The following is a 24586-nucleotide window of genomic DNA, read 5'->3' as shown; positions in this document are numbered from 1 at the left end:
GCGGAGATGTGAGCGGGGAGCGCGAGGCGGAGCGGCTCTTCGAGGACTTCTATCCCCGGCTCGCGGGCTGGTGCCGCGGCCTCGTGGACGGCGACGCGGTGGCGCACGACATCGCGTCCGAGGCGTTCACCCGGCTCTGGTCCCGCTGGGGCACCGTGCGCAGCCCCGAGTCGTACCTGTTCAGCGTGGCCGCCAACCTGGTCAAGGACCACTGGCGCACCCGCGAGCGCGAACGCCGCACCACCCGGCACCTCAGCGCCGAGAGCCGCGAGCACGCCCCGGCCGCCGACCAGGGCGTGGATGTGCGCTCCCTGGTGGAGTCGCTGCCCAAGCGGCTGCGCGTGCCGGTTCTGCTGTACTACTACGCCGGGCTGCCGGTGGACGAGATCGCCTCGGTCCTCCGCCGCAGGCCCGGCACCGTCAAGAGCGACCTTCACCAAGCCCGACAACGACTGCGGAGCGCCCTGAGGGGGTTGCATGACATCACCACGCCATGAGGGCGGCCCCGAGCCGTCCGAGCTCACCGAGGTCTTCGGGGCGCCGGTGTCCCCGCTGGCGCCGCCGCCCGGCGCGTTCGCCGAGGCCCGCCGCCGCGCCGCCGCGAGGCGCCGCCGCGGGGTGGTCGCCGCGGGCGCCGCCGCGGTGGTGTGCCTCGCGGGCTCGGCCGCGCTGCTCGGCCTGACCGGCGGGGGAGACGAGGCGCGGGGCCCTTCCGTGGCCGACGGAGGGCCCGGGCCCGAGCGCGCCCCCGACCCCGCTGGAACGACCGCCCCCGCCGAGCCGGATGAGTCCGCCCCCGCCGAGCCCAGCGCGCCGACCGAGTCGACCGAGCCGGTGCCCGACGACGAGGGGGAGGAGGGGCCCCAGGCCACCGAGGACGGCGCCTCGGCCGAGGGCTCGCCCCAGGCCGTCCCCACGTGCGTCGGCGCGGCGCTCGTCCTGACCGCGGGGCAGTCCGACGGCGCGGCCGGTTCGCTCACCATCCCGCTCGAGTTCACCAACGTGGGCGAGGTGACATGCGCGCTGGTCGGCTACCCGGGAGTCTCCCTGACCGGGGAGAACGGTGGGGAGAACGTCGGCGAGCAGGTCGGGGCACCGGCGCGGCGCGGCGACGAGCGCGGGCAGGGCGTCCCGGTCGAGCTCGCGCCCGGCGAGGTCGCGCTGGCCGACCTCAGGGTGGGCACCGCGGAGAACTACCCCGCCGAGGACTGCGAGCCCGAACCCTCCGGTGGCCTGCGCGTCTTCCCCCCGGACGAGACCGAGGCGCTGTTCCTGCCGTTCGACGGGCTGACGGCCTGCGCGAACGACGGGGTGGCGCTGCTCTCGGTCACCGCCGTCTACGAGGTGCCTGCCTAGCTTTGCGCTTCCCGCGCGGGTTTTGCCGTGGGGCGGCTACTGGCTGGACGTCCTCCCGCTCGCCGTCGGCCGACCTCTGCTTTCGTGGTGGGTGCGGGTCAGGGCTGGCACCTACGGGGGAGGGGGCGTCGGGTGACCGGCCGTCCCGGTAAACGGTAGGTCTCGCCGTCGGTTGCGACCGTTCGCCGAACGGGCGCGGCCGCTTACGGTAGTTGGCGGCCGCCTGGCCGGTGGTCGGTTGCGGTGGCGCGCACCCTTCGGGCCTGCCCTGGCCGCCCGAAGCGTTTTCATTCCTGATGTCCGACGAGCTGATGGAGCGCGCCGGTGCTTATCCGCGGCTTATGCCGGGGCGGATGCTCTTGTGAAACGGCGCACACTTTGTGTTGAACAGAACGTGCCCCGTTTCGGAAGAGACCCCGACCCCGGGTAAGCGGCGGATAAAGAACCGGCCCGCTACCTGAGCTCAACGTGCGCGCGGTGAACGACGAGAGCGGCGGCCGGGGCAGGCCCGAAGGGTGCGCGCCACCCCGGCCGACCACGCGGAAGTCGGCCATCCGCAAACCGGTATCCGCCTGCGCCCGTTTGGCGAACGGTCCCGGCCCACAACGAAATCGACCGGTGACAGGGACGGCCGGTCACCCGACGCCCCCTTCCCGTAGGTGCCATCACTGACCCGCACCCCCACCACACCAGACACTCGGCAGGCGGCGAACGGGAGGACGTCCAGCCAGTAGCCGCCCGCCCACGAAAGCTCCACCTTCGGGCACCGGCCCGGCCGTGAGCCGAGTCAGCCGAGCCCGGCGACCCGTGGCCTGCACCGCCGTAGCTCCGCGACGGGCTCGCCCGTGGCCAGCTCATGCGCCACCAGCCGCCCGACCGTGGGCGCCAGGGTGACCCCCGGGTGCAGCACGGCCGCGTAGAGGGAACCGTCGGGGGTGAGGGGGCCGAGCAGCGGGCCGCGCTCGGGCAAGGGCCGCGCGCCGACGCCATACCCCACGACATGGCAGGGCTCGGCGCCGAGGAACGCCTCGCGCAGCAGGCGGACGCCGTGCCGCGCGAGCCGTTCCCCGGCCCGTTCACCCTCCGGCGGCAGCGTCATCAGCAGGCACCCATCGGCCACCTCGCGCACCTCGAACTCGGGGGTGGCGACGACGCCGTTGACCAGCCCGGGCGGCGCCGCGAGCCGCAGCAGGAACGCGGGGGACGCAGCGACCGGCAGGGCCACCCCGAGTGGCGCGCCCAACGCGGCGGATCCCGTGCCCGCCGCGAGCACCACCGTGGTGGCGGTGTGGCACCCGGCCGGGGTGACCACGCCCGTGACCCGGCCCCGTTCGACGCTCAACGCGGTCACCGGCGTGCCGAGCAGCACCCGCGCGCCGAGCGCGCGCGCCCCGCGCACCAGCGCCTCGGTGAGCGCGGGGGCGTCAACGCCGCCGTCGGACGGGATGTGCGCCGCCCACTCGGGAGGGGTGCGCAGCCGAGGCTCGAGCGCCCTGATCTCCTTGCGCCCCACGACGTTCCCGCCCAGATGGCCGTCGCCCCACCTCAACGAGCCGGTCCAGCGCACCGCGACGCCCGGCAGCTCCGCCTCGAGGCGCCGGTGGTCGTCGAGCACCGGACCCCGCAGATCCTCGGCGCCGCCTGGCCACTCGCCACCGGCGTTCCCGATCCACGCGAAGGACAGGCCCGTCACCCCCGCCGCGGGGCGCGCGTCCCGCTCGACCAGCGTCACCGCCACCCCGCGGCGCGCCAGGTGGTACGCCACCGAGGCCCCCACGATCCCCGCGCCCACCACCACGACCGCCATCCCGCTCCTCTCGTCCAGGCAGCCAAGCCCACCCCAACGCTCCGCCTCCCGCAAGGGAATTGCTCGGCACCCCGTCCTCGGCGGGCCTCCACCGTGCCCCGGGGAAGCACATGTCGTCGAAACTCCCCAGCTCGGGCAGGTCGTCCGTCGAGGCCAGCGAGGCGGGGTTCGCCGAGTGCGGGTTGCCGAAGACCCCGCTGGCCACCCGGGCGGCATGCCCCCTGACCAGCGAAAGCGGCGGCAGCCCCGCGCCCGCGTGTCAGGTACGCGCCCCGTGGCCTCGCCGATTACGGTGGGCAGGCCGCCGCGGCGGCGTTCCCGTGGCGTTCCCCCTCTCGATCACGCGCTGGGAGCGGCTTCCCCATGCATGAGCCCGCTGACACCTCGGCGCCCCGCGCCCGGCCGACCAGGCTGCGGCACACCCGCCCCACCGACCCCGGCTTCCTGCGCAGGCACCACGGCCGCGGCTTCCGCTATCTGGACACCGCGGGGCGCACGCTGCGGGACGCGGCGGCGCTCGCCCGCATCACGTCCCTCGTCATCCCGCCCGCCTGGCGCGACGTGTGGATCTGCGCCCACCCCAACGGCCACCTCCAGGCCGTCGGCACCGACGCCGCGGGCCGCCGCCAGTACCTCTACCACGAACAGTTCCGCGCCGAGCAGGAGCGGGCCAAGCACGCCCACGTCCTCGACGTCGCCGAGGCGCTGCCCCGCATCCGCGAGGCGGCGGGCGGCCATCTGGGCCAGCGCGGCCTGACCGCCGAGCGCGTGCTCGGCAGCGCCACGCGCCTGCTCGACATGGGCTTCTTCCGCATCGGCAGCGAGCGTTACACCGACCGGCACCAGACCTATGGGCTGACCACCCTGCTGCGCGCCCATGTCCGCTGCGGCCCGAGCCGCGTCACGTTCACCTACCCGGGCAAGCACGGGCGGCAGCAGGACCAGGCGGTGAACGACCCCGAGGTGTGCCGGGCGGTCACCGCGCTCAAGCGCCGCCGCGGCGGCGGCGAGCGGCTGCTGGCGTACTGGCGCGACCGCGCCTGGCACGACGTCACGGGCGACGAGCTCAACGCCTATCTGCGGGAGCTCGGCGGCGTGGACGTCACCGCCAAGGACTTCCGCACGTGGCACGGCACGGTGCTCGCGGCCGTCGGGCTCGCCGTCTCGGGCCACGCCGCCCGCAGCGAGACGGCCCGCCGCCGCGCCATCACGCGCGCCGTGCGGGAGGTCGCCGACTACCTCGGCAACACCCCGGCCGTGTGCCGCGCCTCCTACATCAACCCCCGCGTCATCGAGCTGTACGAGGACGGCGTCACCATGGAGCCGGTCCTCCACCGCCTCGGCTCCCACGCCGTGATCGGCACCCCCGCCACCCAGGGCCCGGTCGAGCAGGCCGTCCTCGCCATGCTCCGCACGGGCCGCCCCCCGCGCGGCTGACGCCTCGGCCCGGGACGGCCCTCAGGGCGCGGCGCGCCCGGCCCTCAGCTCGGAGCGCGTCAGCTCGAGCAGGCGGCCCATCCAGTTCCGGCCCGACGCGTCGGGGACGTCCCGCCAGTACGGGGAATCCGAGAAGCCCGTCCAGCTGATCCGCCCGTCCCCGGTGGCCAGCAACGCCTCGGCCAGCTCGGGGCGTTCACCGAACTTGGCGCGCAGCAGCGCCGCCATCACCGCCAGGCGCACGTCGGCCCAGTCCGCCCGCCGCGCGGCGCCCGCGCCCAGCTCGCGCGCCTCCCGCGCGCTCCCGGCCGCCGCGATGCGCCGCCGGTCCTCGGGGTCGGCCGCCGACAGGGCCCAGTAGGCGTGCGTCACCGACGCGTAGGTCACCCCGGCGTGCGGCACGGGCGTGGGGTGGTCGTTGCGCAGCACGAACAGCCCTGGCCCGGTCGGCCAGCCCCGCGGGTGCGCCGACTCGTGCGAGACCACGGTGGCCGACACCGGGCCCGGGGGGTCGTCGGGATGGCCCTCCGCCCGCCGCCGCGCCGCGTCGTCCACGGCCCGCACCGCGCGCTCCGCATACGTCCGCGCCCACGCGCGCAGCTCCTCCGTCGCCTCGGGCCCGTCCCCGTCCACCGCCTCGCCCGGCCTGGCGAGCAGGACCCGCAGGGGCCGGTCCTGGTGGTCCATGTCGCCGAGCACGTAGACGCGGCGGTGCGGCGGAACGGCGGAGTACGCCGCCGCCAGCGCCTCCCTCGCCTCGTCGCCCGGCTCGGCGACCCAGCGGGCGAGCGCGTCCCACAGCCGGTCGGCGGCGGTGGGGCGGCCGTTCAACTCCTCGATCCGGTCGGCCACATCGAGCAGGAACCCGTCCACGGTCAGCGGCTCGCCCGCCCTCGAATCCCACCGCGGCCCCTCGGGCGGTGGCGGCGCGGCGGCGCCCGGCGCGGTCAGCGCGATGCGCCCCTCGTCGAGCGCGCGCCGCAGACCGGCCAGGCTCAGCTCCTCCTCGCACCGGATCGCGCCGTCCGCCCACACACCCAGGTCGTCCACCACGTGGTCACCCGTGACCGGCAGCCGCCGCCACACGTGGCACCACACCCCGTCGATCCGCTCCCCGTCCACCCTGCGATACATCGGTCCCCGCCAGCGCATGCGCGCCACCGTACCGCCCCGCCGCGCTCAGGCATCGGCCGCCGTCAACTCCCGGATCAACGCCCCCACCTGGGCCGTCTCAAGAAGGAATCCGTCGTGCCCGTACGGCGACGCGATGATCCTCGCGGCGTCCGCGCCCGGGATCCCGTCGGCCAGCTCCCGCTGCTGCGCGAACGGATACAGCCGGTCCGAGTCCACGCCCGCCACCAGCGTCCGCGCCGTCACCCGGCGCAGCGCCGCGGCGAGCCCGCCGCGCCCGCGCCCCACGTCGTGCGCGTTCATCGCCTCCGTGAGCACCACATAGCTGCCCGCGTCGAACCGCCGCACCAGCTTGGCCGCGTGGTGGTCGAGATAGGACGCCACCCGGTAACGGCCCCCGCGCGCCGGGTCCTCGCCGTCCTGCGGGTGTCTGCCGAACCTGGCCTGGAGCTCAGGCTCGCTGCGGTACGTCACCTGCGCGAGCCGCCGCGCCAGCCCGAGCCCGGCGTGCGGTCCTCGGCCCGGGGCCGCGTCGTGGTAGTCGCCGCCGCGCCAGCCCGGGTCGGCCCTGATCGCGCCCACCTGCACGGTGGCCCACGCGATCTGCTCGGCACCGGCCGCCGCCGTGGTGGCGAGCAGCAGCAGCGCCCTGGTCCGGTGCGGATGCGTGACCGCCCACTCCAGGGCGCGCATCCCGCCCATCGAGCCGCCGATCACCAGCGCCCACGCGCCGATGCCCAGCGCGTCGGCCAGCCGCGCCTCGGCCGCCACCTGGTCGCGCTGCGTCAGCCGCGGGAACGCCCCGCCCCAGAGCCCCCGCCCGTCGGGCCGCGGGCTCGCGGGCCCCGTCGAACCCTGGCAGCCGCCGAGGACGTTGGGCGCCACCACGAACCAGCGGCGGGTGTCGAGCGCCCTGCCGGGGCCGATCAACCCGTCCCACCAGCCCGGCGTGGGATGCCCTGGACCCGCGGGGCCCGCCGCGTGGCTGTCCCCGGTGAGCGCGTGCAGCACGAGCACGGCGTTGGACGCGTCGGGCGCGGGCGTCCCCCATGTCTCGTACGCCAGCCGGACGCCGGGAAGCGCGCCGCCGCCCTCGAGGCGCAGCGGCTTCTCCAACGCCACCCAGCGGCGGCGGCCCACGGGGGAGACGCCATGGCGCCACGCCCCCGACACGGGGGGCGCCGGGGCGCCGCCGGTCAGGACGCTCCCTTCGCCGCCCGCAGCCCGGCCGCCAGGTCCGCGCGCAGATCGGCGACGTTCTCGAGACCGACCGACAGGCGCACAAGCCCCGGCGCCGTGCCGGTGGCGGCCAGCTGCTCGGGGTCGAGCTGGCTGTGGGTCGTGGAGGCCGGGTGGATGATCAGGCTGCGCACGTCGCCGATGTTGGCGAGGTGGCTGAACAGCTCGACCGCGTCCACCAGGCGCCGCCCCGCCTCCGCGCCGTCGCGCAGCTCGAACGACACCACCGCGCCCGCGCCGCGCGGCAGATAGCGCCGGGCCGCCCCGTGCCAGCGGTTCGACGGCAGCCCCGGGTAGTGCACGGTCCGCACCTCGTCGCGCCGCTCCAGCCACTCGGCCAGGGCGAGGGCGTTCTCCGAGTGCCGTTCGAGCCGCAGGCTCAGCGTCTCCACGCCCTGGAGCAGCAGGAACGCCGAGTGCGGGGACAGCGAGGGGCCGATGTCGCGCAGCAGCTGCACGCGCAGCTTGATGGCGAACGCGCCGGGGCCCAGGTCGGGCCAGTACCGCAGGCCGTGGTAGCTGGGGTCGGGCTCGTTGAACCCGGGGAAGCGCTCGGGGTCCCCGCCGAAGTCGAACGTGCCGCCGTCCACCACGAGCCCGCCGATGGTCGTGCCGTGCCCGCCGAGGAACTTGGTCGCCGAGTGCACCACGATGTCCGCGCCGTGCTCGATGGGCCGCAGCAGATACGGCGTCGGCACGGTGTTGTCCACGATGAGCGGCACGCCCGCCTCGTGCGCGACGTCGGCCACGAGCCGCACGTCGAGGACGTTGCCGCGCGGGTTGCCCAGCGTCTCGGCGAACAGCGCCTTGGTCCCGGGGCGGATCGCCGCCCGCCAGGCGTCGGCGTCGTCCGGGTCGTCCACGAAGGACACCTCGATGCCCAGCCTCGGCAGGGTGTGCCGGAACAGGTTGTAGGTGCCGCCGTAGAGCGACGTCGAGGACACGAGGTGGTCGCCCGCCCCGGCCACGTTGAGGATCGCCAGCGTCTCGGCCGCCTGCCCCGACGCCAGCGCCACGCCGGCGACGCCGCCCTCGAGGCGCGCGACGCGCTGCTCCAGCGCATCGGTCGTGGGGTTGTGGATGCGGGTGTAGATGTTGCCGGGCTCGGCCAGCGAGAACAGGTCGGCGGCGTGCTGGGTGTCGCGGAAGACGAACGACGTCGTCTGGTAGATCGGCACCGCCCTGGCCCCGGTCGTGGGATCGGGCTCGGCGCCCGCGTGCAGCTGCTCGGTCTCGAACGACCAGGCGGGCGCGGCGGAGTCGACGGACTCGGGGGACTCGGTCATGGCTCTCCCGGGAGAGGTACGGGCGGCGGGTGTCGGTCACCCTAGGCAGCGCCGAACGGCCCGAGGAAGGCTCGGCGCGCGATGGCCACGAGACCGCAAGCGCCGTTGACCTGGCGCAATGTGTCCGCAATGAACGGCAACGTGGCGCCCGCGCGGCCGTCCGGATGCTGAACCCCCGTTGGCCGGAGCCGGGTCGGGAAGCCATCCTGAGTCCATGCCACGAACCGCGAGAGGGTACGGCCTGACCCGGCGCCGGGTGGTCGACTTCGGCCTGGTGAACACCACGGCCTGTCGAAGGGGCTGACGCGCCGCGGCGCGTCGTCCGACCGCCTCGCCCGTCTCCCCCCACCCTCCCCACACCTTTCGCGAAAGGCATGCCGTGACTCCCGAGCCGGCTCCGCGTTTCTGGGACCACCGCTGGAACCCCCCGCCGGGCACCGCGCCGCGCGGCACCGTCGTCGTGCTGCCGGGCCGGGGCGAACACCCGGGCGTGTACGAGCGGTTGGGCCGCCGCCTGGCGTTCGACGGCTACCGGGTGGTGGCCGTCGACGAGGCGGGCCAAGGGGCCAGACCGCTGCCGGGCTCGCTCAACGACGCGGGCCCCGGCCCCCGCGTGCTGCTGGGCGCCGACACCGGCGCCCAGCGGGCGATCACCCTGGCCGCCCAGTCGACGCCTGGCCTCGACGGGCTGATCCTGGTCGGGCTGCCCACGGGCACCGGCGCGCCGCCGCCCGTCGAGGGCTGGGAGGCCGAGCTCGACCTGCGCACCGGCTGTCCCCACCACCGCCGCCATCTCACCCTCGACCGCCGCTTCCGCCGTGGCGCCCTCGGCACGTCCCCCGGCGAGGCCACCGCCCCGGCCCCCGCCCTCGACCGGGTGAGCGTTCCCGTGCTCGCCCTGCACGGCACCCACGACCGGGTCAGCCCGCTGGCCGAGGTGCGCCGGGTGTACAGCGGCTTCCCCGATGTCCACCTGGTGACCCTCGCCGGAACGCGCCATGACGCGCTCAACGACCTGACCCACCGCACGGCCGCGGCGATGGTCGTCCTCTTCCTCGAACAGCTACGCCTGTCCCCCGACCTCCCCGCGATCGCGGTGGCCGACTCGGGCTACCTCACGGGCGGTGTGCACTAGGCGTTTCGTCCGGGTCACCGGGCCGACGGCGGAACGTTGCGGCGATGTCGGGTCCGGTCACCTGGACGGCTGTTGACCCTCACGTGGCGTCATGCCACATAGTCGGTGGCGTGGAGGCGCACCTGACCGTGGGACGCGTGGCCGAGCTGGCCGACGTGACCGTCCGCACGCTGCATCACTATGACGAGATCGGCCTCGTGCAGCCGTCCGCGCGGACCGCGGCCGGGTACCGGGCCTACGCGGCGGGCGACGTGGAGCGACTGCGTGAGGTGCTCGCCTACCGGCGGCTGGGCTTCGGCTTGCGCGAGATCGCGGATCTGGTCGACGACCCGGCCACCGACGCGGTCGCGCACCTGCGTCGGCTGCGCGGCCTGCTGCGGGAACAGCGCGACCGCGCCGCCGCCATGGTGACGGCCATCGACAGGGAACTGGAGGCAAGGGCGATGGGGATCAGGACGACGCCGGAGGAGCAACTGAAGGTGTTCGGCGCGCAGTTGTACGAGGTCATCGGGTCCGCCTACCCGGCGACGCGGCGCACCGAGCCGAGGATCGCCGCGAGGATCTGGGAGGCGCTCGGGGACGCGCGGACGGTACTGAACGTCGGGGCGGGCACCGGCTCCTACGAGCCCCCCGATCGCGACGTCACGGCGGTGGAGCCGTCGGCGGTCATGCGGGCGCAGCGTCCCGCTGGCGCGGCGCCGTGTGTGGCCGCCGCCGCGGAGAGCCTCCCGTTCGAGGACGGGTCCTTCGACGCCGCCATGGCCTTGAGCACTGTTCATCACTGGCGGGACCCGATCGCCGGGCTGCGTGAGATGCGGCGCGTGGCCCGCCGCGTGGTGGTGTTCACCTATGACGCCAGTGACCCCGGCTGGCGTCAGCGGTTCTGGCTCACCCGCGACTACCTGCCCGAATTCGCCGACCTTCTCGTCGACTGGCCCTCCCTGGCCGACCTGACCCGCGCGATCGGGGGCCGCGCGGAGCCGGTGCTCATCCCGTGGGACTGTGCCGACGGCTTCTTCGAGGCCTACTGGCGCCGCCCCGAGGCCTACCTGGACGACCATGTGCGCCGCGCGATATCGGTATGGACCAGGGTCGGGCCCGAGGCCGAGCGGCGGGCGGTCGAGGGACTCCGCGACGACCTTTCCTCAGGCCGTTGGGCCGAGCGCAACCGCGACCTCGTCGCCCTCGACGCGGCGGAACTCGGCCTCCGCCTGCTCGTGGCCTGAGCCGTCACCCGCGAGAACGCCCCTCCCGCGGCCAGGGCCCCGCGGGGACGAGCTCACGTCCGGCCCTCGCGCTCCTGGGCCTCCTCGAGCACCTCGGGCGTGGCGGCCATCCAGTCGGCGTGCACGACGCGGAAGCCCGCGCGGCGGTAGGCGTCGCACACCAGCCGGTCGTCGTCCACCACGACCGCGACCTTCCTGCCGCGCGCCAGCCGCCGCAGCAGCTCCGGCTTGGCGACGCGGGCCGGGCGGCGGTCGCCGTCGCGCCGCATCAGCAGCTCGCCCCGCGGCAGGCCATGGGCGCGCAGCCAGTCGACCGTCGCCCCGCGCAGGCGTTCGGGCCGCCCGGTGACATAGGCCAGGTCGCTCGTCGCGGCGTGCTCGAGGGCCAGCGCGACGCCGCGCCCGAGCGGCGGGTCGTCGGCCGCGGCGGCGAAGAACGCCTCCCAGTCGCGGGGCGAGCGCTCCAGGAAACGCAGCCGGTGGCGCGTGTCCGTCAGCGTCCCGTCCAGGTCGAACACCGCGAGTGAACGCCCGGCCATCGCCATCTCCTCCTCAGCCGCCCCCGTCGCGGCCCATGCTCCCACCCCGGGCGGGCCTGAGCGGGGGCGCGGTGCTGGCGCGCACCACCAGGCTCGTCGCCAGCTCGATGCGCGGGGTGTCGTCAGGGCCTTCCCCCGGCCGCCCGTCGCCCGGCGGCGCGAGCACCGTGCGCACCGCGACGCGCGCCATCTCGGCCAGCGGCTGGCGCACCGTCGTCAGCCGGGGCGAGACCCAGTCGCACAGCGCCACGTCGTCGAAGCCGACCACGCTCAGCTCGTCGGGGACGCGCAGCCCCCTGCGGTGCGCCTCCGCGTAGACGCCGCTGGCCTGGAGGTCGGACCCGGCGAACACGGCCGTCGGCGGCTCGGCCAGGTCGAGCAGCGCCGCGGCCCCCCGCGCCCCGCCCTCGGGGCGGAAGTCGCCGTACCGCACCAGCGCCGGGTCGCACGCGATCCCCGCCCGGCCGAGCGCCGCGCGGTAGCCGTCGAGCCGCTGCTGCCCGCACACCAGCTCGCGCGGCCCCGTGACGATCCCGATCCGCCGGTGGCCGAGCCCGATCAGGTGCTCGGTCGCGGCAAGCCCACCCGCCCAGTTGGTGGCGCCGACCGTCGGCACCGCCGGGTCGAACCCGCCCACCGGATCCACCAGGACGAACGGCGTCCCGAGCGCCGCCAGCCGCCGCGCCGCCGCGGGGGGCGGCGGCGAGAGCACGAGCAGCACCCCGTCCGAGCGGCGCCCGGCGACCCTGTCGAGCCACGCGCCGTCCGCCAGGTCGCCATCGGCCACGGTGACCACCACCGCCGCGGCGTGCCGCCGCGCCTCACGCTCCGCGCCGCGCAGCAGCTCGGTGGCCCAGGGGGAGTCCAGCCCTGAGATCACCAGGTCGATCAGCCCCGCACGGCCCGGGCGGCCGGGGCGGTCGACTCGGTGGGTCCCGCGCCGCCGGTACCCGCGGCGTTCCAGCAGCTCGCGCACCAGGGCCCTGGTCGCGGGCGCCACCTCGTCACGGCCGTTGAGCACCTTGCTCACCGTGGCCTCGGAGACGCCCGCCTCGGCGGCGATCTCCGCGATCGTCACCCGCCGGGCGGCGCCGGGGGAGCGCCGGGTGGCCCTGGCGGGCTCAGTGCGACTCACGCGGGACCGCCGCGCCGCGCGAGCCCACCAGGAAGCCGAAGTCCGCGCCCCGGTCCGCCTGGAGGACATGCTCGGTGTACAGCCACGCGTACCCCGAGTCGGCCGCGGCGGGCGGCTCCTGCCACGCCTCCCGGCGCCGCGCCAGCTCGTCGTCCGGCACGTCGAGGGTCAACGAACGCCCCGGCACGTCGAGTTCGATGGTGTCGCCGGTGCGCACCAGGGCCAGCGGGCCGCCCACGGCCGCCTCGGGGGTGACATGCAGGACGACCGTGCCGTAGCCCGTGCCGCTCATCCGCCCGTCGCACACCCGCACCATGTCGGTGACGCCCGCCTTGAGCAGCTTGGCGGGCAGCGGAACGTTGGCCACCTCGGGCATGCCGGGGTAGCCGCGCGGGCCCGCGCCCCTGATGACGATCACGTCGTCCGCCGCGATGTCCGTCTCCGGGTCGTCGCACACCGCGTGGTACTCCTCGGGCGTGTCGAACACCACCGCGCGGCCCCGGTGGGTGAGCAGCTCGGGCGACGCGGCCGACTGCTTGATCACCGCGCCGCCCGGGCACAGGTTCCCGCGCAGCACCGCGGTGCCGGTCCCCGCGGGCTGGAACGGCTCGTCAAGCGGCGTGATCACCTCGGCGTCGAAGCACTCGGCGCCCGCGACGTTCTCCCCGACCGACGCGCCCGTGACCGTCGTGGCGTCCGCGTTCAGCAGCCCGGCGTCGGCCAGTTGGCGCAGCACGACGGGCAGGCCGCCCGCGTAGCAGAAGTCCTCCATCAGGAAACGCCCCGACGGCATCAGGTTCACCACGGTGGGAACGGGCCTGGCCAGCGCGTCGAAGTCGTCGAGCGCCAGCTCCACGCCGAGCCGCCCGGCCAGCGCGAGCAGGTGCACGATCGCGTTGGTCGAGCCGCCGATCGCGGCGTTGGCGCGGATCGCGTTCTCGAACGCCGCCCTCGTCATGATCGCGCTCGGCCGCAGGTCCTCATCGACCATCGCCACGATGCGCCGCCCGGCCTCCTGCGCCACCTCGAAACGGCGCGCGTCCACCGCGGGCCATGTCGCCGACCCCGGCAGCTGCATGCCCAGGGCCTCGGCCACGCACGCCATGGTCGAGGCGGTGCCCATGGTCATGCAGTGCCCGTTGGAACGCGCCATGCAGCCCTCGGCGACCGCGCACTCCGCCGCGGTCATCCGCCCGGCCTTCATCTCGGCCTCGAACTTCCACACGTGCGTGCCCGAACCGACGTCCTGGCCACGGTACTTGCCGTTGAGCATCGGCCCGCCCGTCACCATCACGGCGGGCAGGTCCACGCTGGCCGCGCCCATCAGCAGCCCCGGCGTCGTCTTGTCGCAGCCCGAGAGCAGCACCACGCCGTCCAGGGGGTTGGCGCGGATCAGCTCCTCGGCCTGGAGCGCGAGCAGGTTGCGGTAGAACATCGCGGTCGGCCGGATCAGCGTCTCGCCCGTGGCCATCACGGGGAACTCCAGCGGGAAGCCACCCGCCTGCCACACCCCGCGCTTGACCGCCTCGGCGACCCGGTCGAGGTGCGCGTTGCACGGGGCCAGCTCCGACCACGTGGACGCGATGCCGATCACCCGCCTGCCGTCGAAGACCTCGGCCCCGAAGCCCTGGTTGCGCATCCAGGACCGGTAGATCATCCCGGACCTGCCCTCCGCGCCGAACCACTGCGCGCTGCGCCGCCCGCCCTCACCGCTGCTCACCACGGTCCCGCCTCTCACCGACGAAAGTTTCGGCCGCTCTCGGCGCCCGTCACGCTAGTGAGGGGCGGGTGGTACGTCAATGGTCGCGGCAGTTGTCCGCGCCTTCGGGGCCGTGGCCCCGAAGGGCCTCCGAAACTTTCGAAGTCGCGGCGGCGGTGGTCGCTATGTCTCCGACGGCTGGGAGTACCGGGGCCCGGGCAACCCCGCACCCCTGCTTGCCCCTCACGGCACGGGACGCTGCGCGGCAGCCGCGACCGTAGGGGCTGCGGCTACGGAGGGTCCGATGGTGCGTGCCGCCTGCGGCGGTGGCCTGTTTCGTTCTTGGTGCGGGTCAGGGATGGCTCCTACGGGGGAGGGGGCGTCGGGTGACCGGCCGTCCCGGTAACCGGGCTGTTTGTTCTTGGGCCGGGACCGTTCGCCAAACGGGCGCAGGCGCATACCGCTTTGCGGGTGGCCGACTTCTGGGCGGGTGGCTGGGGTGGCGCGCACCCTTCGGGCCTGCCCTGGCCGCCGCTCTCGTCGTGACCTGCGGACCCGTTGAGCTCAGGTAGCGCGCCGGTTCTTTATCTGCCGCTTATCCGAGTGAGACTGAGCGTTTCACCTGGCGGGTGAGCGCTTGAGTTGGCGGGGATGAGCGTGGGAGGTGGCGAGGTTCTGCTCCGTGAGCTTGGGTTGGGCGGGTGGTCTCGCGGGCTGACAAGACCGCAGGTGGTCAGTCCCGAGCGTTGTTGAACCAACGGAAGAACTCTTCGAGGCCCGACGCAGACACAGAGCCTCTTCCATCTTCAGTCTGAGCTGGCCAGATGAAGGGTGAGGACAGCTTGGACGAGGCTCGTGATCCGGGTCGTCGAGCAGCGGAGTTTGCGGAGGAGTCGCCAGGGTTTGAGGGTGGTGACCGCCTACTCGACCAGGGCGCGGATCTTCGCCTGGGACTGGTTGACGGCCTGTTGGCCAGCGGACAGTTTGTCCCATCCGCCCCGGTACGGGTGACGGACGGTGCCGCCCGCGCCCTGATAGCCCTTGTCCACCCAGCAGTCGATGCCGGCTTCGGTGAGGGCGTCGATGATGCCGTGCTCGCGTGCGGCCCGCACGTCGTGGACGGCTCCGGCCAGGGCTGGTGAAGCCCACAGGAGACGGCCGCCTGGGTCGGCGATGACCTGCACGTTCATGCCGTGCTTCTTGTGTTTCCCCGAGTAGAAGGGCCGGTCGGCGACGATCCGGTCGATCGGCAGAAGCGTCCCGTCCGGGAGCAGATACGCCTTCGTCGACACGGCCCGTACGGCTACGGCGAGCGTGGGGGCGAGGGCCGCCAGAAGCTCGACAGCCTCGGTGACGTAGCGGTAAGACGTTGGTGGTCCCGACGCCGAACCCGGCCGCGAGCTGGGCGTAGGGCTGACCGTTGCGGAGGTGGGCGAGCGTGAGCAGGGCCTGTCGGCCCGCGTTCAGCCGCCGCTACCGGGTGCCGAGAACACGGCGATGTTGCCGCAGACGGGCGGACAGGAAGCGAAGGGCAGAGCTGGACACATCGATGCCGGACGGGTAGACAATCACGCGAAGCCTCTCGTGGACACGGTTCCCTCGGTCGAAAACCCGTCTAGCAGGGGCTTCACCACATTGTCGGGCCAACTGGCCATCTGGCAACGCAGGTTGGAAAAGGCTCAGTGCTGATCCGATCCCTCAGCCCGTACCGGCGACGAGTGCCTCGCCGAGCGGGGTGCGGCGGTAGAGCACGGACCGTCCGGACCGGGCGCGGACGAGCAGTCCCGTGCCTCGCAGGATGGCGAGGTGGTCTCCTACCGCGCCGGGTGTCATGGCGAGGCTTCGGGCGAGGTGGCTGGTACTGGCCGGGGCGTCCAGCGCCAACAGCAGCCGAGCTCGGGACCGGCCGATCAGAGCGGTCAGCGTGTCCGGTCGGGGGACGGTCTCCTGGTCGCCCCACAGGGCGGCGGTGCCGCGGGCACGATAGACCAAGGTCCTGGGCCAGGGCCAGGGGTCTGCCAGGTGGGCGGCGATGTTCGCGACGAAGACCGAAGGGATCAGCAGGAGTCCGTCGCCGGCGAGGCGGACTGGTTCGACGTGGGAGAAGTGGCCGATCTCGATACCGCCGGCTTGCCAGGTGATGCTCGGATGCAGGCTCTCGATGGTCGTGACCCATCCGTGTTCGCCGATCGTACCCACCCGGTGCACGACGTCGCGCTCACAGATCGCGCGCAGTTGCGGCCAGTCCGCGGCGAGCAGCTCGTGCCAGGCCCGGTCCATCGCCTCGGCGATCCTGGAGACGGCGTCCTTCGAGTCCAGCACCGCGCGTACGCGGGGATCACCGGCGGACGGGCCGGTCGCGTGGGTGGCGATTTCGAGGCGGGCCGCTTCCAGCGGTGTGGCCCGGATCATGGCCAGGTCGTTTGCCCAGGTTTGGTTGAGGCCGCGAGGGGGCGGGGCGACGAAGCTCGGCCCGGATCGCGGGTTGTGCAGCGCGAGGGCGGCGTTCAGTTCACTCTCGCGGCGAAGCCGTTCGAAGGCCGGGAGGAGCCGGGTGGCCCAGGCGCGCGGCAGCGGTCTGTCCTGGCCAGCGAGTGAGCGCAGCAGCAGGCAGAGGTCCAGCGCGGGCGACAGCGCGAAGCGGCTGCGCAGCAGGTCCTCGACGGAGACTTCGAAGCGGAGCACCGCGCCATGCTACCGAGGGACGTCTGTTCCGATTCGTCCAGCGACGAATCATTGGTGTTGGGCGCGGGAGCACGGCGAGGTTGGGCGTCATGACCCCAACCGCCGAGCCCGCGCAGGGCGATCACCGTGCCACCTACCGGGAGGTGCTGGCCGAGCCGCGATTCCGGCTGCTCTTCGCAACACGCGCCGTCGCGATCACGGCGGACATCCTGCGGATCACCACGTTCTCAGTGCTGGTCTTCTCGGCCACCGGTTCCGCGTCGCTGAGCGCAGCAGCCTTCGGTATCGGCTTCATCCCGCAGCTGTTCGGCTCGCTGTTGCTGGGGTCACTGGCCGACCAACTGCCGCCCCGCGCGCTCATTACCGGCGGCTACGCCTTGACGTGCGCCGCCGCCCTGCTGCTCGCCCTGGTGCGGATGCCGGTCGCGGCAAGCCTCAGTGTCGTGGCGCTGGTCTCTCTCGCCACACCGGTGTTTCACGGCGCGTCAAGTCGGCTGGTCGCTGAGTCGCTGGAGGGTGACGCCTATGTACTGGGCCGTTCACTGAACAACATCGCCGGTGCCGGCGCGCAATTGCTCGGTCTGGCGCTAGGCGGTGCGACCGTCGCGGCACTCGGCCCACGCCGGGCGCTCGCGGCCAGCGCCGTCCTCTACCTCGGCTGCGCGCTGGCCATCCGCATCCGGCTCCCCCGGCTGCAACCGGGAGAGTCCGGCGGCACACCCGGCAGCGCTGGGAGCGACAGCGGGGCCGTCCGTGCAAGCCTGCGAGGTGCAGGCCTGCTGCTGCGCCGACGCACGGTGCGACGGCTGATGCTGGCCCAGTGGCTACCCGTCGCGTTCGTAGCGGGCTCGCAAGGCCTCCTCGTCGCCTACTCGGGAGAACGCCACTTCGCGCCCGGCTGGTACGCGGTGCTGATGGGCTGTCTTCCGGTCGGCATGCTTGTCGGTGACCTGCTGGTGGGCCGACTGCTACGGCCGCCCACTCGGGAGCGACTGGTAGTGCCGTTGATCGCGCTGACGGGACTACCGCTGGTCGGCTTCGCCGCCCAGCCCGGGGTAGGCGTCTCGTCCTGTCTGCTGCTGCTCAGTGGCCTCGGATACGCCTACCAACTCGGCCTGCAACGCCCGTTCCTGAACGCCCTGCCGCAGGATGGCCGGGGCCAAGCCTTCAGCCTGCTCGGCGCCGGCAGCATTACGCTACAGGGCGTCGGGGCGGTTTGCCTGGGCGCGGTGGCCGCAGCCATCGGAACAGGCGGCGCAATCGCCCTGGCAGGCGGCGTGGTGGCGCTTTCCGCCGGCTGGATTCTCACCTGGCACCCGCCCGCCTCCCCGGTCCCCGTCCCGAACTGCTCAACGGGATCAGAGAACAGCACCGAACAGCATGCGTGTAGTCCGCCTGCGCAGTAACCGTCGCAGGTCGGGTCGGCCGCGAGCCGTCACGCCCCACCCCACGTCTCCCGGACCTCACCCCCAGAGTACGGACTTGGACGTGGCACTTGCTGCTTCCCTCGATTGTCTACCGGCCAACCCTATTGGGTCCCTGTCGGAGATCTTCGAGGCCCCTCATCCAGACCCCGCTGTGGACCTGGTCGGCGGAGTCGTGACCGGCGAGGCACTGAGGGCAGTAGCGCGGGATCCCGAGGGTGATCCAGGCGTCCGACCAGGAGGTTCTCGTCTGGTGCGGCTGTGACCGGTCGATGGGTAGGTAGCGGTCTCTCCAGCCGTCCAGGGTGAGGCCGGCCGCTTCGCCGGGGGTGAGCCGTGTCGCGAGGGTGAGGAGATCGATCTGCTGGTCGGTGAGCTTGAGCAGCAGTTTCTGGTGGAGGTGCCCGCCGGTGGGCTGCGTGGTACTGGTCGGGCTCGGGGATCTCCAGGCTGATCCCGTCACGGGCCGCCGCAGCGGCGAACAGCGTGTTCGGGCTGTGCCGCCCACCGGGGTCCCAGGCCGGCGCGTACTGGTCCAGCCTGCGGTTTTGCCACACCGAGACGATCCAGGTCGCCAGCAGGTGTTCCATCTCCGCGAGCGTCCAGACCGCGTCGCCTTCCGGATCGGCTCCCCGGTCGGCGACATCGACGCCCCGGTAGCCGAGCAGCATCTCCAGCAGCAGCGACTGGATCCCCGCGAAGGCACGTTCGCAAGCAGCCTTGTCGGTCGGGCGCATCATGCGCGCCGGCAGCAGCTCGCTCCCCAGCGTGCGGGCGACAGAGACGACGTGGTGGTTCTTGTAGACGCTGCCGTGGTCGGTGGTCACTGTCTCCGGGGCGAAGAACGGCAGCCCGGCCACCCGGTGCCCGGCGAACTCCGCGACCAGCGCGGCCGGGACACCCGGGTAGGGCCACTCCATCTCCTCGCCCCAGTCCGGGCGCATCGGCAACGGCCGCAGCACATCCCGCAGCACCATCGCCACCTCCACCGACGAGTCCGACACCGGCGTGAGGCGAAAGGCCACCAAGGAATGCGAGAAAGCGTCCAGAGCCAGGGTGAGGTGCACGGAGATCGGGACGCCGAAGACATCGTCGAGGACCTTCACCGGCAGCGGCGTGGTGTCCAGCGCGACCACCTGGCCCGGCCGGCTGATCACCACTATCGCCGTCCCCGTCTCCACCGCCGCGGCGGAACGGACATAGCGCTGCCGGGCACCCCCGGAGCCGAACCACTCCTTCCACACCTTCGCCAGCGTGGTGTAGTGCGGGACCTTGACCTCCGGGCCGAACGTCTCACGCACGTACTGGTGGATCAGCCGCTCCTTGGTCCTCATGCTCACCTTCGAGCGATGCGGACACTCCGCGTGAACCGCCCGGATCGCCTCGGCGACCTCCTCGGTGATCGCCCGCCGACCGCGCAGCGGCGGCGTCCACCGCCCATCGGCCAGACCCATCAGCCCGTGCTCGGCGTACTTGGCGGCCATGCGCTCCAGCGTGCGCTCGCTGATCCACTCCAGCCCCAGCTGCTTCGCCTCCCGGTGGTCCATCCCCTTCAGCTCGGCCACCTTCGCCCGGCGCCGCTCGGTCAGCGTGGTGCGCTCCGGGTCATACTCGGGCCTGGGCTCACCGGGCCGGGCCCAATACCGGCTCCCACTGCGGTAGCCCGTCTCCACCTCCAGCAGATGCGCCATCCGGATCCGGGCCCTGGTCAGATCGTGATCCTTCAGATCCTCGCTCTGCGACCGCTGGCGTCCGCCGTCCATCACCGCCTCCCCACCGGGTAGATCCACGCGGCATCGCTCAACGGCTGGGCCAGATCCATCGCCAACCGGCGATGCCAGAGCAGGTGAACGGCATGCGCGCGGGCCACCGCCGGCAACGACGTGGCATCCACCAGCTCACCGAACCGCCGCGGACGCTCCCCGATCACGTCCAACAACTCCCGCTCCAGGCCGAGGCGGTCTGCCATGGGCCGGCGCCGGGCGGACAGCGCATCCAGCCCGGCCCACACGTGGCGGCGCCAGCCGGTCACCACCAGATAGCGCCATCCGGCCGCATCCGCCGCCCGCCCGGCCGCGGCGAACTTCACCACATCCTTCGCCTTGATCAGGTCAGCAGGCCGGACATCGATCAACAATGCGGTCCCCGGCAACAGCACCAGAAAATCCGGAGTGTGATCCTCACCGCCGCCATCGCGGGGGAAGAACCGCAGCGTGAACGGCTGGGACAACACCTCCTCGACATCGCCCGTGAAGTCCAAAGCCAGCAGCACACGACGCTCCGCCAGGCTTTCGAAACCATGCATCCGGCCCGTCGCCAGCATCGGCCGCAGCCCAGGGCGATGCCGCTGCCGCGTCCCCCAGCTGAACCCGCGGACCGGCACCGACGCCAGAGCCGGGAAACCCGCCACGTCCTGAACGGGGCAGACCACATCGGCCCCAGCCGTCTTCCACGCCGTGGTCCACCGACGAGCCCACCCCGCCCCGCCCTCCAACCGTTCCGCCATCGCCGCATCGAGGGCGTACGGCGCGACAAGATCCTCCAACGTGCAGCAGTGCGACCACACCGGCCGGGACCCAGCCTCCGGCGTACGGACGGACATCGCCATGCCCCCACCACACCCAACCCGCACGGCCTCCCGGACCACTTTCCCGAAAGACACCGCAGGTGAGAAGGACAACCACTACTCTGCCCGCCACCTCAAACGCTCAGCCCCGCCAACTCAAGCGCTCACCCGCCAGGTGAAACGCTCAGTCTCACCGAGGTCGGGGTCTCTTCTGAAACGCGGCACGTTCTGTTCAACACAAAGTGTGCGCTGTGTGAAAAGGGCATCCGCCCCGGCATAAGCCGAGGATAAGCACCGGCGCGCTACATAAGCTCGTCGGACATCAGGAATGAAAACGCTTCGGGCGGCCAGGGCAGGCCCGAAGGGTGCGCGCCACCGTAAGCGACCACCGGGAAAACGGCCGCCAACTACCGTCGCGGCCGCGCCCGTTCGGCGAACGGTCGCAACCGACGGCGAGACCTGCCGTTTACCGGGACGGCCGGTCACCCGACGCCCCCTTCCCGTAGGTGCCAGCCCTGACTCGCACCGGAAACGAAACAAGCCACCGCGGCAGGCGGCGCAAACCACCGGACCCTCCGTAGCCGTCCGCGAGCCGCCCGCAGGGCCCCCGCAGGGGACCGATCAGGATTCGAGAAGCGTCGCCCCCTGGCCCTCACCTACGGTGACGGACACCGGCCACGCCCGAGCGAACCGTACGCTGAGGCGCGACAGAGGAGACAGGATGAGCGAGACCCCGAGGGCGGAGAGGGCGGCGGCGTCGCACGTCGCCGACCACCATGACGTCATCCGCGTGCACGGCGCGCGCGAGAACAACCTCAAGGACGTCAGCGTCGAGATCCCCAAGCGCCGCCTGACGGTGTTCACCGGCGTCTCGGGATCGGGCAAGAGCTCACTGGTCTTCGACACGATCGCCGCCGAGTCGCAGCGGATGATCAACGAGACCTACAGCGCGTTCGTCCAGGGCTTCATGCCGACGCTGGCCCGCCCCGACGTCGACGTCCTCGAGGGGCTGACCACCGCGATCATCGTCGACCAGCAGCGGATGGGCGCCGACCCCCGCTCCACGGTCGGCACCGCGACCGACGCCAACGCGATGCTGCGCATCCTCTTCAGCCGCCTCGGGCAGCCCCACATCGGCTCGCCCAACGCGTTCGCGTTCAACGTCCCCTCCGTCCGGGCGAGCGGCGCGATCACCGTCGAGCGCGGCGGCGGGAAGACGGTGAAGCAGACGTTCACCCGCACCGGCGGCATGTGCCCGCGCTGCGAGGGCCGCGGCACGGTCTCCGACATCGACCTCACCCAGCTCTACGACGACTCCAAGTCGATCGCCGAAGGCGCCTTCACCATCCCCGGCTGGAAGTCCGACAGCTTCTGGACCGTGCGGCTCTACGCCGAGTCCGGCTTCCTCGACCCCGACAAGCCGATCCGCGACTTCACCGCGCGGGAGCTCGACGACTTCCTCCACCGCGAGCCGACCAAGGTGAAGGTCGAGGGCGTGAACCTCACGTACGAGGGGCTCATCCCCAAGGTGCGCAAGTCGTTCCTGTCCAAGGACAGGGAGGCGATGCAGCCGCACATCAGGGCGTTCGTGGACCGCGCGGTCACGTTCACCGCGTGCCCCGAGTGCGGCGGCACCCGGCTCAGCGAGGCCGCCCGCTCGTCGAAGGTCGCGGGCATCGGCATCGCGGACGCCTGCGCGATGCAGATCAGCGACCTGGCCGCCTGGGTCCGCGGTCTCGACGAGCCGAGCGTGGCCCCGCTGCTCGCGACGCTGGGGCGGACGCTCGACTCGTTCGTGGAGATCGGCCTCGGCTACCTCTCGCTCGACCGCCCCTCGGGCACGCTGTCCGGCGGCGAGGCGCAGCGCGTCAAGATGATCCGCCACCTCGGCTCCTCGCTCACCGACACCACCTATGTCTTCGACGAGCCCACCGTCGGCCTGCACCCGCACGACATCCAGCGGATGAACGACCTGCTGCTGCGGCTGCGGAACAAGGGCAACACCGTGCTCGTCGTGGAGCACAAGCCGGAGACGATCGCGATCGCCGACCACGTCGTGGACCTGGGCCCAGGCGCGGGAACGGCGGGCGGCACCGTGTGCTTCGAGGGCACGGTCGAGGGGCTCCGCAAGGGCGGCACCCTCACGGGGCGCCACTTCGACGACCGGGCCGCGCTCAAGAAGGCGGTGCGCACCCCCACCGGCGCGCTCCCGATCCGCGGCGCCACCACCCACAACCTGCGGAACGTCGACGTCGACATCCCGCTCGGCGTGCTCGTCGTGGTCACCGGCGTCGCGGGCTCGGGCAAGAGCTCGCTCGTGCACGGGTCGCTCGTCACCGCCTCGGGGGACGGCGTCGTGGTGATCGACCAGAGCCCGATCCGCGGCTCGCGCCGGAGCAACCCCGCGACCTGCACCGGGCTGCTCGACCCGATCCGCAAGGCGTTCGCCAAGGCCAACGGCGTGAAGCCCGCGCTGTTCAGCGCCAACTCCGAGGGCGCCTGCCCGAGCTGCAACGGCGCGGGCGTCATCTACACCGACCTGGCGATGATGGCCGGGGTGGCCGCGCCGTGCGAGGAGTGCGAGGGGAAACGGTTCCAGGCGGCCGTCCTCGCCTACCGCCTCGGCGGCCGCGACATCAGCGAGGTGCTGGCGATGCCGGTGGCCGAGGCCGAGGAGTTCTTCGGCGCGGGCGAGGCGCGCATCCCGGCGGCGCACCAGATCCTCGGCCGACTCGCCGACGTCGGCCTCGGCTACCTCACCCTCGGCCAGCCGCTCACCACGCTCTCGGGCGGCGAGCGGCAACGCCTCAAGCTGGCCACGAACATGGCGGAGCAGGGCCGCGTCTACGTCCTCGACGAGCCGACCACGGGGCTGCACCTCGCCGATGTCGAGCAGCTGCTCGGGCTGCTCGACCGGCTCGTGGACTCCGGCACGTCGGTCGTCGTCATCGAGCACCACCAAGCGGTCATGGCGCACGCCGACTGGATCGTCGACCTGGGCCCAGGCGCGGGCCACGACGGCGGCCGGGTCGTCTTCGACGGCACCCCTGCCGACCTCGTCGCCGCCCGCTCCACCCTCACGGGCGAGCACCTCGCGGCCTACGTCGGCGCCTGAGCACGTGCCTCCGGCGGCTCGGACGCGTTCAGGCCACCGTGCGCGGCCGGGCGCCCGCAGGGCTCACTGGTGAAGGAGTGGTATTTCAACCGTGCGCTATTCTCCGCCTTCGGTGAGCACGGAGTCGGTGGCGGCCTCGGGGCTGGGACGGGTGCCCAGCGGACGGCGGATGATGTCGAGGAGCACTTGGCCGGGCACCACGGCATCGAGGACGCGTTGTGCGTGAAGCGGTGTGCCCACTCGCCGGTTGTGCGGCCTGCGGTTCACGCGGTGGGTGTAACAAGGTGTTTGACAACCTCCGGGGGTGCTGATCACGGGCGCCTTGCGAACGGCACGCGGGCAGCTGTACTGATAGCTGGTGCCGTCTGGATCAAGACGGGGACGCCCGTGATCATCGGCCTTTCCGGGCCCTGCCCGTCGAGGAGCGGAAGTGGCTGCGCGCCGAGTCCCAGGTCGAAGTGGAAGCCGCCCGCGCGCGGGTGCTAGACGCCTGGTCTTGCCGGAGCTGTCGGGCAGCGAGAGGCAGATCGCCTGGGCCGTCGATATCCAGGCCCGCTGCGTCCGGGCGGCGCTGGAGCACACGATCGGCCGACGGGACGGTGGGCCCGTCGGCCAGCCGGTGCGGCTGCGCGTGGAACCGCCACTCCGCTGGGTTCGCAGCGGCGTGCATCGATTCTAGCCTCGGGCTTTCATGAAGCGGGTTGTCCGGCAGGCGGTCAGGAAAGCAGAAAGTGCCTCTGACCAGCAAGAATGAGGATTGTCGAGGTCCTTGTTCCTGCCACCGCCGGAGGCACTTCCCAGGTGAA

Annotated in this window: 17 protein-coding genes and 1 pseudogene; 7 read left to right on the top strand and 11 right to left on the bottom strand. The window is 73.0% G+C overall.

Going from position 1 to position 24586, the window contains the following annotated elements:
* Nucleotides 1–8 precede the first annotated feature (8 nt).
* Complete coding sequence (locus D7318_RS09490) at nt 9–497, top strand: RNA polymerase sigma factor (RefSeq protein WP_120696456.1); 489 nt, start codon at nt 9–11, stop codon at nt 495–497.
* Entirely contained in the window at nt 478–1356 is an 879-nt protein-coding gene (locus tag D7318_RS09485; RefSeq protein ID WP_147437649.1) for a DUF4232 domain-containing protein, read from the top strand. Before D7318_RS09490 ends, D7318_RS09485 begins: the two co-directional genes overlap by 20 nt.
* A 787-nt stretch (nt 1357–2143) precedes the next feature.
* Here the strand turns inward: D7318_RS09485 and D7318_RS09480 are convergent.
* A complete protein-coding gene (locus D7318_RS09480; protein ID WP_120696454.1) occupies nt 2144–3163 on the bottom strand; it encodes an NAD(P)/FAD-dependent oxidoreductase in 1020 nt (339 codons plus the stop codon).
* Between the two features lie 363 nt (nt 3164–3526).
* Here D7318_RS09480 and D7318_RS09475 point away from each other — a divergent pair, with 363 nt between their 5' ends.
* On the top strand, nt 3527–4600 hold the full coding sequence (locus tag D7318_RS09475; protein WP_120696453.1) for a DNA topoisomerase IB: 1074 nt from the start codon (nt 3527–3529) through the stop codon (nt 4598–4600).
* 21 nt (nt 4601–4621) lie between these two features.
* On the opposite strand, the gene D7318_RS09470 is transcribed toward D7318_RS09475, so the two are convergent.
* Genes D7318_RS09470 through D7318_RS09460 form a run of 3 tightly spaced genes read right to left on the bottom strand, consistent with a single transcriptional unit; the run spans nt 4622 to nt 8256 of the window.
* Nucleotides 4622–5752, bottom strand: coding sequence for an NADAR family protein (locus D7318_RS09470; RefSeq protein WP_120696452.1), 1131 nt, complete (start codon nt 5750–5752; stop codon nt 4622–4624).
* A 27-nt stretch (nt 5753–5779) separates the two neighbouring features.
* Entirely contained in the window at nt 5780–6904 is a 1125-nt protein-coding gene (gene metX, locus D7318_RS09465) for a homoserine O-acetyltransferase MetX (RefSeq protein ID WP_230423576.1), read from the bottom strand.
* 23 nt (nt 6905–6927) lie between these two features.
* The gene (locus tag D7318_RS09460; RefSeq protein ID WP_120696451.1) at nt 6928–8256 is read right to left on the bottom strand and encodes a bifunctional o-acetylhomoserine/o-acetylserine sulfhydrylase; all 1329 of its coding nucleotides are present in this window, start codon (nt 8254–8256) and stop codon (nt 6928–6930) included.
* Between the two features lie 379 nt (nt 8257–8635).
* Between D7318_RS09460 and D7318_RS09455 the strand changes: the two genes are divergently transcribed.
* Entirely contained in the window at nt 8636–9391 is a 756-nt protein-coding gene (locus D7318_RS09455; protein ID WP_120696450.1) for an alpha/beta hydrolase, read from the top strand.
* A gap of 137 nt (nt 9392–9528) precedes the next feature.
* The gene (locus D7318_RS09450) at nt 9529–10617 is read left to right on the top strand and encodes a MerR family transcriptional regulator (RefSeq protein WP_220729603.1); all 1089 of its coding nucleotides are present in this window, start codon (nt 9529–9531) and stop codon (nt 10615–10617) included.
* A 53-nt stretch (nt 10618–10670) separates the two neighbouring features.
* Here the strand turns inward: D7318_RS09450 and D7318_RS09445 are convergent, their stop codons facing one another.
* From D7318_RS09445 to D7318_RS09425, 5 genes and pseudogenes are all read right to left on the bottom strand, one after another.
* Nucleotides 10671–11162 carry a phosphatase domain-containing protein gene (locus tag D7318_RS09445; protein ID WP_456243335.1) on the bottom strand — a complete coding sequence of 164 codons (492 nt, stop codon included), beginning with the start codon at nt 11160–11162 and terminating at the stop codon, nt 10671–10673.
* Between the two features lie 7 nt (nt 11163–11169).
* Nucleotides 11170–12291 carry a LacI family DNA-binding transcriptional regulator gene (locus tag D7318_RS09440; RefSeq protein WP_230423575.1) on the bottom strand — a complete coding sequence of 374 codons (1122 nt, stop codon included), beginning with the start codon at nt 12289–12291 and terminating at the stop codon, nt 11170–11172.
* Nucleotides 12278–13948 carry an IlvD/Edd family dehydratase gene (locus D7318_RS09435; protein WP_230423621.1) on the bottom strand — a complete coding sequence of 557 codons (1671 nt, stop codon included), beginning with the start codon at nt 13946–13948 and terminating at the stop codon, nt 12278–12280. The genes D7318_RS09440 and D7318_RS09435 overlap by 14 nt, the downstream gene beginning before the upstream one ends.
* Before the next feature lie 848 nt (nt 13949–14796).
* Nucleotides 14797–15562: pseudogene (locus D7318_RS09430) on the bottom strand (transposase family protein).
* Between the two features lie 126 nt (nt 15563–15688).
* The gene (locus D7318_RS09425) at nt 15689–16675 is read right to left on the bottom strand and encodes a winged helix-turn-helix domain-containing protein (protein ID WP_120696448.1); all 987 of its coding nucleotides are present in this window, start codon (nt 16673–16675) and stop codon (nt 15689–15691) included.
* An 89-nt stretch (nt 16676–16764) separates the two neighbouring features.
* Here D7318_RS09425 and D7318_RS09420 point away from each other — a divergent pair, with 89 nt between their 5' ends.
* A complete protein-coding gene (locus D7318_RS09420; protein WP_120696666.1) occupies nt 16765–18081 on the top strand; it encodes an MFS transporter in 1317 nt (438 codons plus the stop codon).
* Between the two features lie 122 nt (nt 18082–18203).
* On the opposite strand, the gene D7318_RS09415 is transcribed toward D7318_RS09420, so the two are convergent.
* Nucleotides 18204–19862 (bottom strand): DDE-type integrase/transposase/recombinase, encoded by a 1659-nt coding sequence (locus tag D7318_RS09415; protein ID WP_120744995.1) that lies wholly within the window; start codon nt 19860–19862, stop codon nt 18204–18206.
* Complete coding sequence (locus D7318_RS09410) at nt 19862–20482, bottom strand: TnsA-like heteromeric transposase endonuclease subunit (protein ID WP_230423620.1); 621 nt, start codon at nt 20480–20482, stop codon at nt 19862–19864. Before D7318_RS09410 ends, D7318_RS09415 begins: the two co-directional genes overlap by 1 nt.
* 904 nt (nt 20483–21386) lie before the next feature.
* On the opposite strand from D7318_RS09410, the gene D7318_RS09405 reads away from it, so the two are divergent.
* Nucleotides 21387–23780 carry an ATP-binding cassette domain-containing protein gene (locus D7318_RS09405; RefSeq protein ID WP_120696446.1) on the top strand — a complete coding sequence of 798 codons (2394 nt, stop codon included), beginning with the start codon at nt 21387–21389 and terminating at the stop codon, nt 23778–23780.
* Nucleotides 23781–24586: the final 806 nt, after the last annotated feature.

The sequence above is a fragment of the Streptomyces radicis genome, assembly GCF_003626575.1.
Lineage (GTDB): Bacteria > Actinomycetota > Actinomycetes > Streptomycetales > Streptomycetaceae > Streptomyces > Streptomyces radicis.
Note: the sequence above shows the minus strand (reverse complement) of the source record. Positions and strands in the feature narration are given on the sequence as shown.

Excerpts from the sequence above, each read along its gene's own strand:
- D7318_RS09475 (WP_120696453.1), top strand. The coding sequence starts at position 3,527 with ATGCATGAGCCCGCTGACACCTCGGCGCCCCGCGCCCGGCCGACCAGG.
- D7318_RS09415 (WP_120744995.1), bottom strand. The coding sequence starts at position 19,862 with ATGGACGGCGGACGCCAGCGGTCGCAGAGCGAGGATCTGAAGGATCAC.
- D7318_RS09470 (WP_120696452.1), bottom strand. The coding sequence starts at position 5,752 with ATGCGCTGGCGGGGACCGATGTATCGCAGGGTGGACGGGGAGCGGATC.
- D7318_RS09485 (WP_147437649.1), top strand. The coding sequence starts at position 478 with ATGACATCACCACGCCATGAGGGCGGCCCCGAGCCGTCCGAGCTCACC.
- D7318_RS09405 (WP_120696446.1), top strand. The coding sequence starts at position 21,387 with ATGAGCGAGACCCCGAGGGCGGAGAGGGCGGCGGCGTCGCACGTCGCC.
- D7318_RS09480 (WP_120696454.1), bottom strand. The coding sequence starts at position 3,163 with ATGGCGGTCGTGGTGGTGGGCGCGGGGATCGTGGGGGCCTCGGTGGCG.
- D7318_RS09420 (WP_120696666.1), top strand. The coding sequence starts at position 16,765 with ATGACCCCAACCGCCGAGCCCGCGCAGGGCGATCACCGTGCCACCTAC.
- D7318_RS09445 (WP_456243335.1), bottom strand. The coding sequence starts at position 11,162 with ATGGCGATGGCCGGGCGTTCACTCGCGGTGTTCGACCTGGACGGGACG.
- D7318_RS09435 (WP_230423621.1), bottom strand. The coding sequence starts at position 13,948 with ATGATCTACCGGTCCTGGATGCGCAACCAGGGCTTCGGGGCCGAGGTC.
- D7318_RS09460 (WP_120696451.1), bottom strand. The coding sequence starts at position 8,256 with ATGACCGAGTCCCCCGAGTCCGTCGACTCCGCCGCGCCCGCCTGGTCG.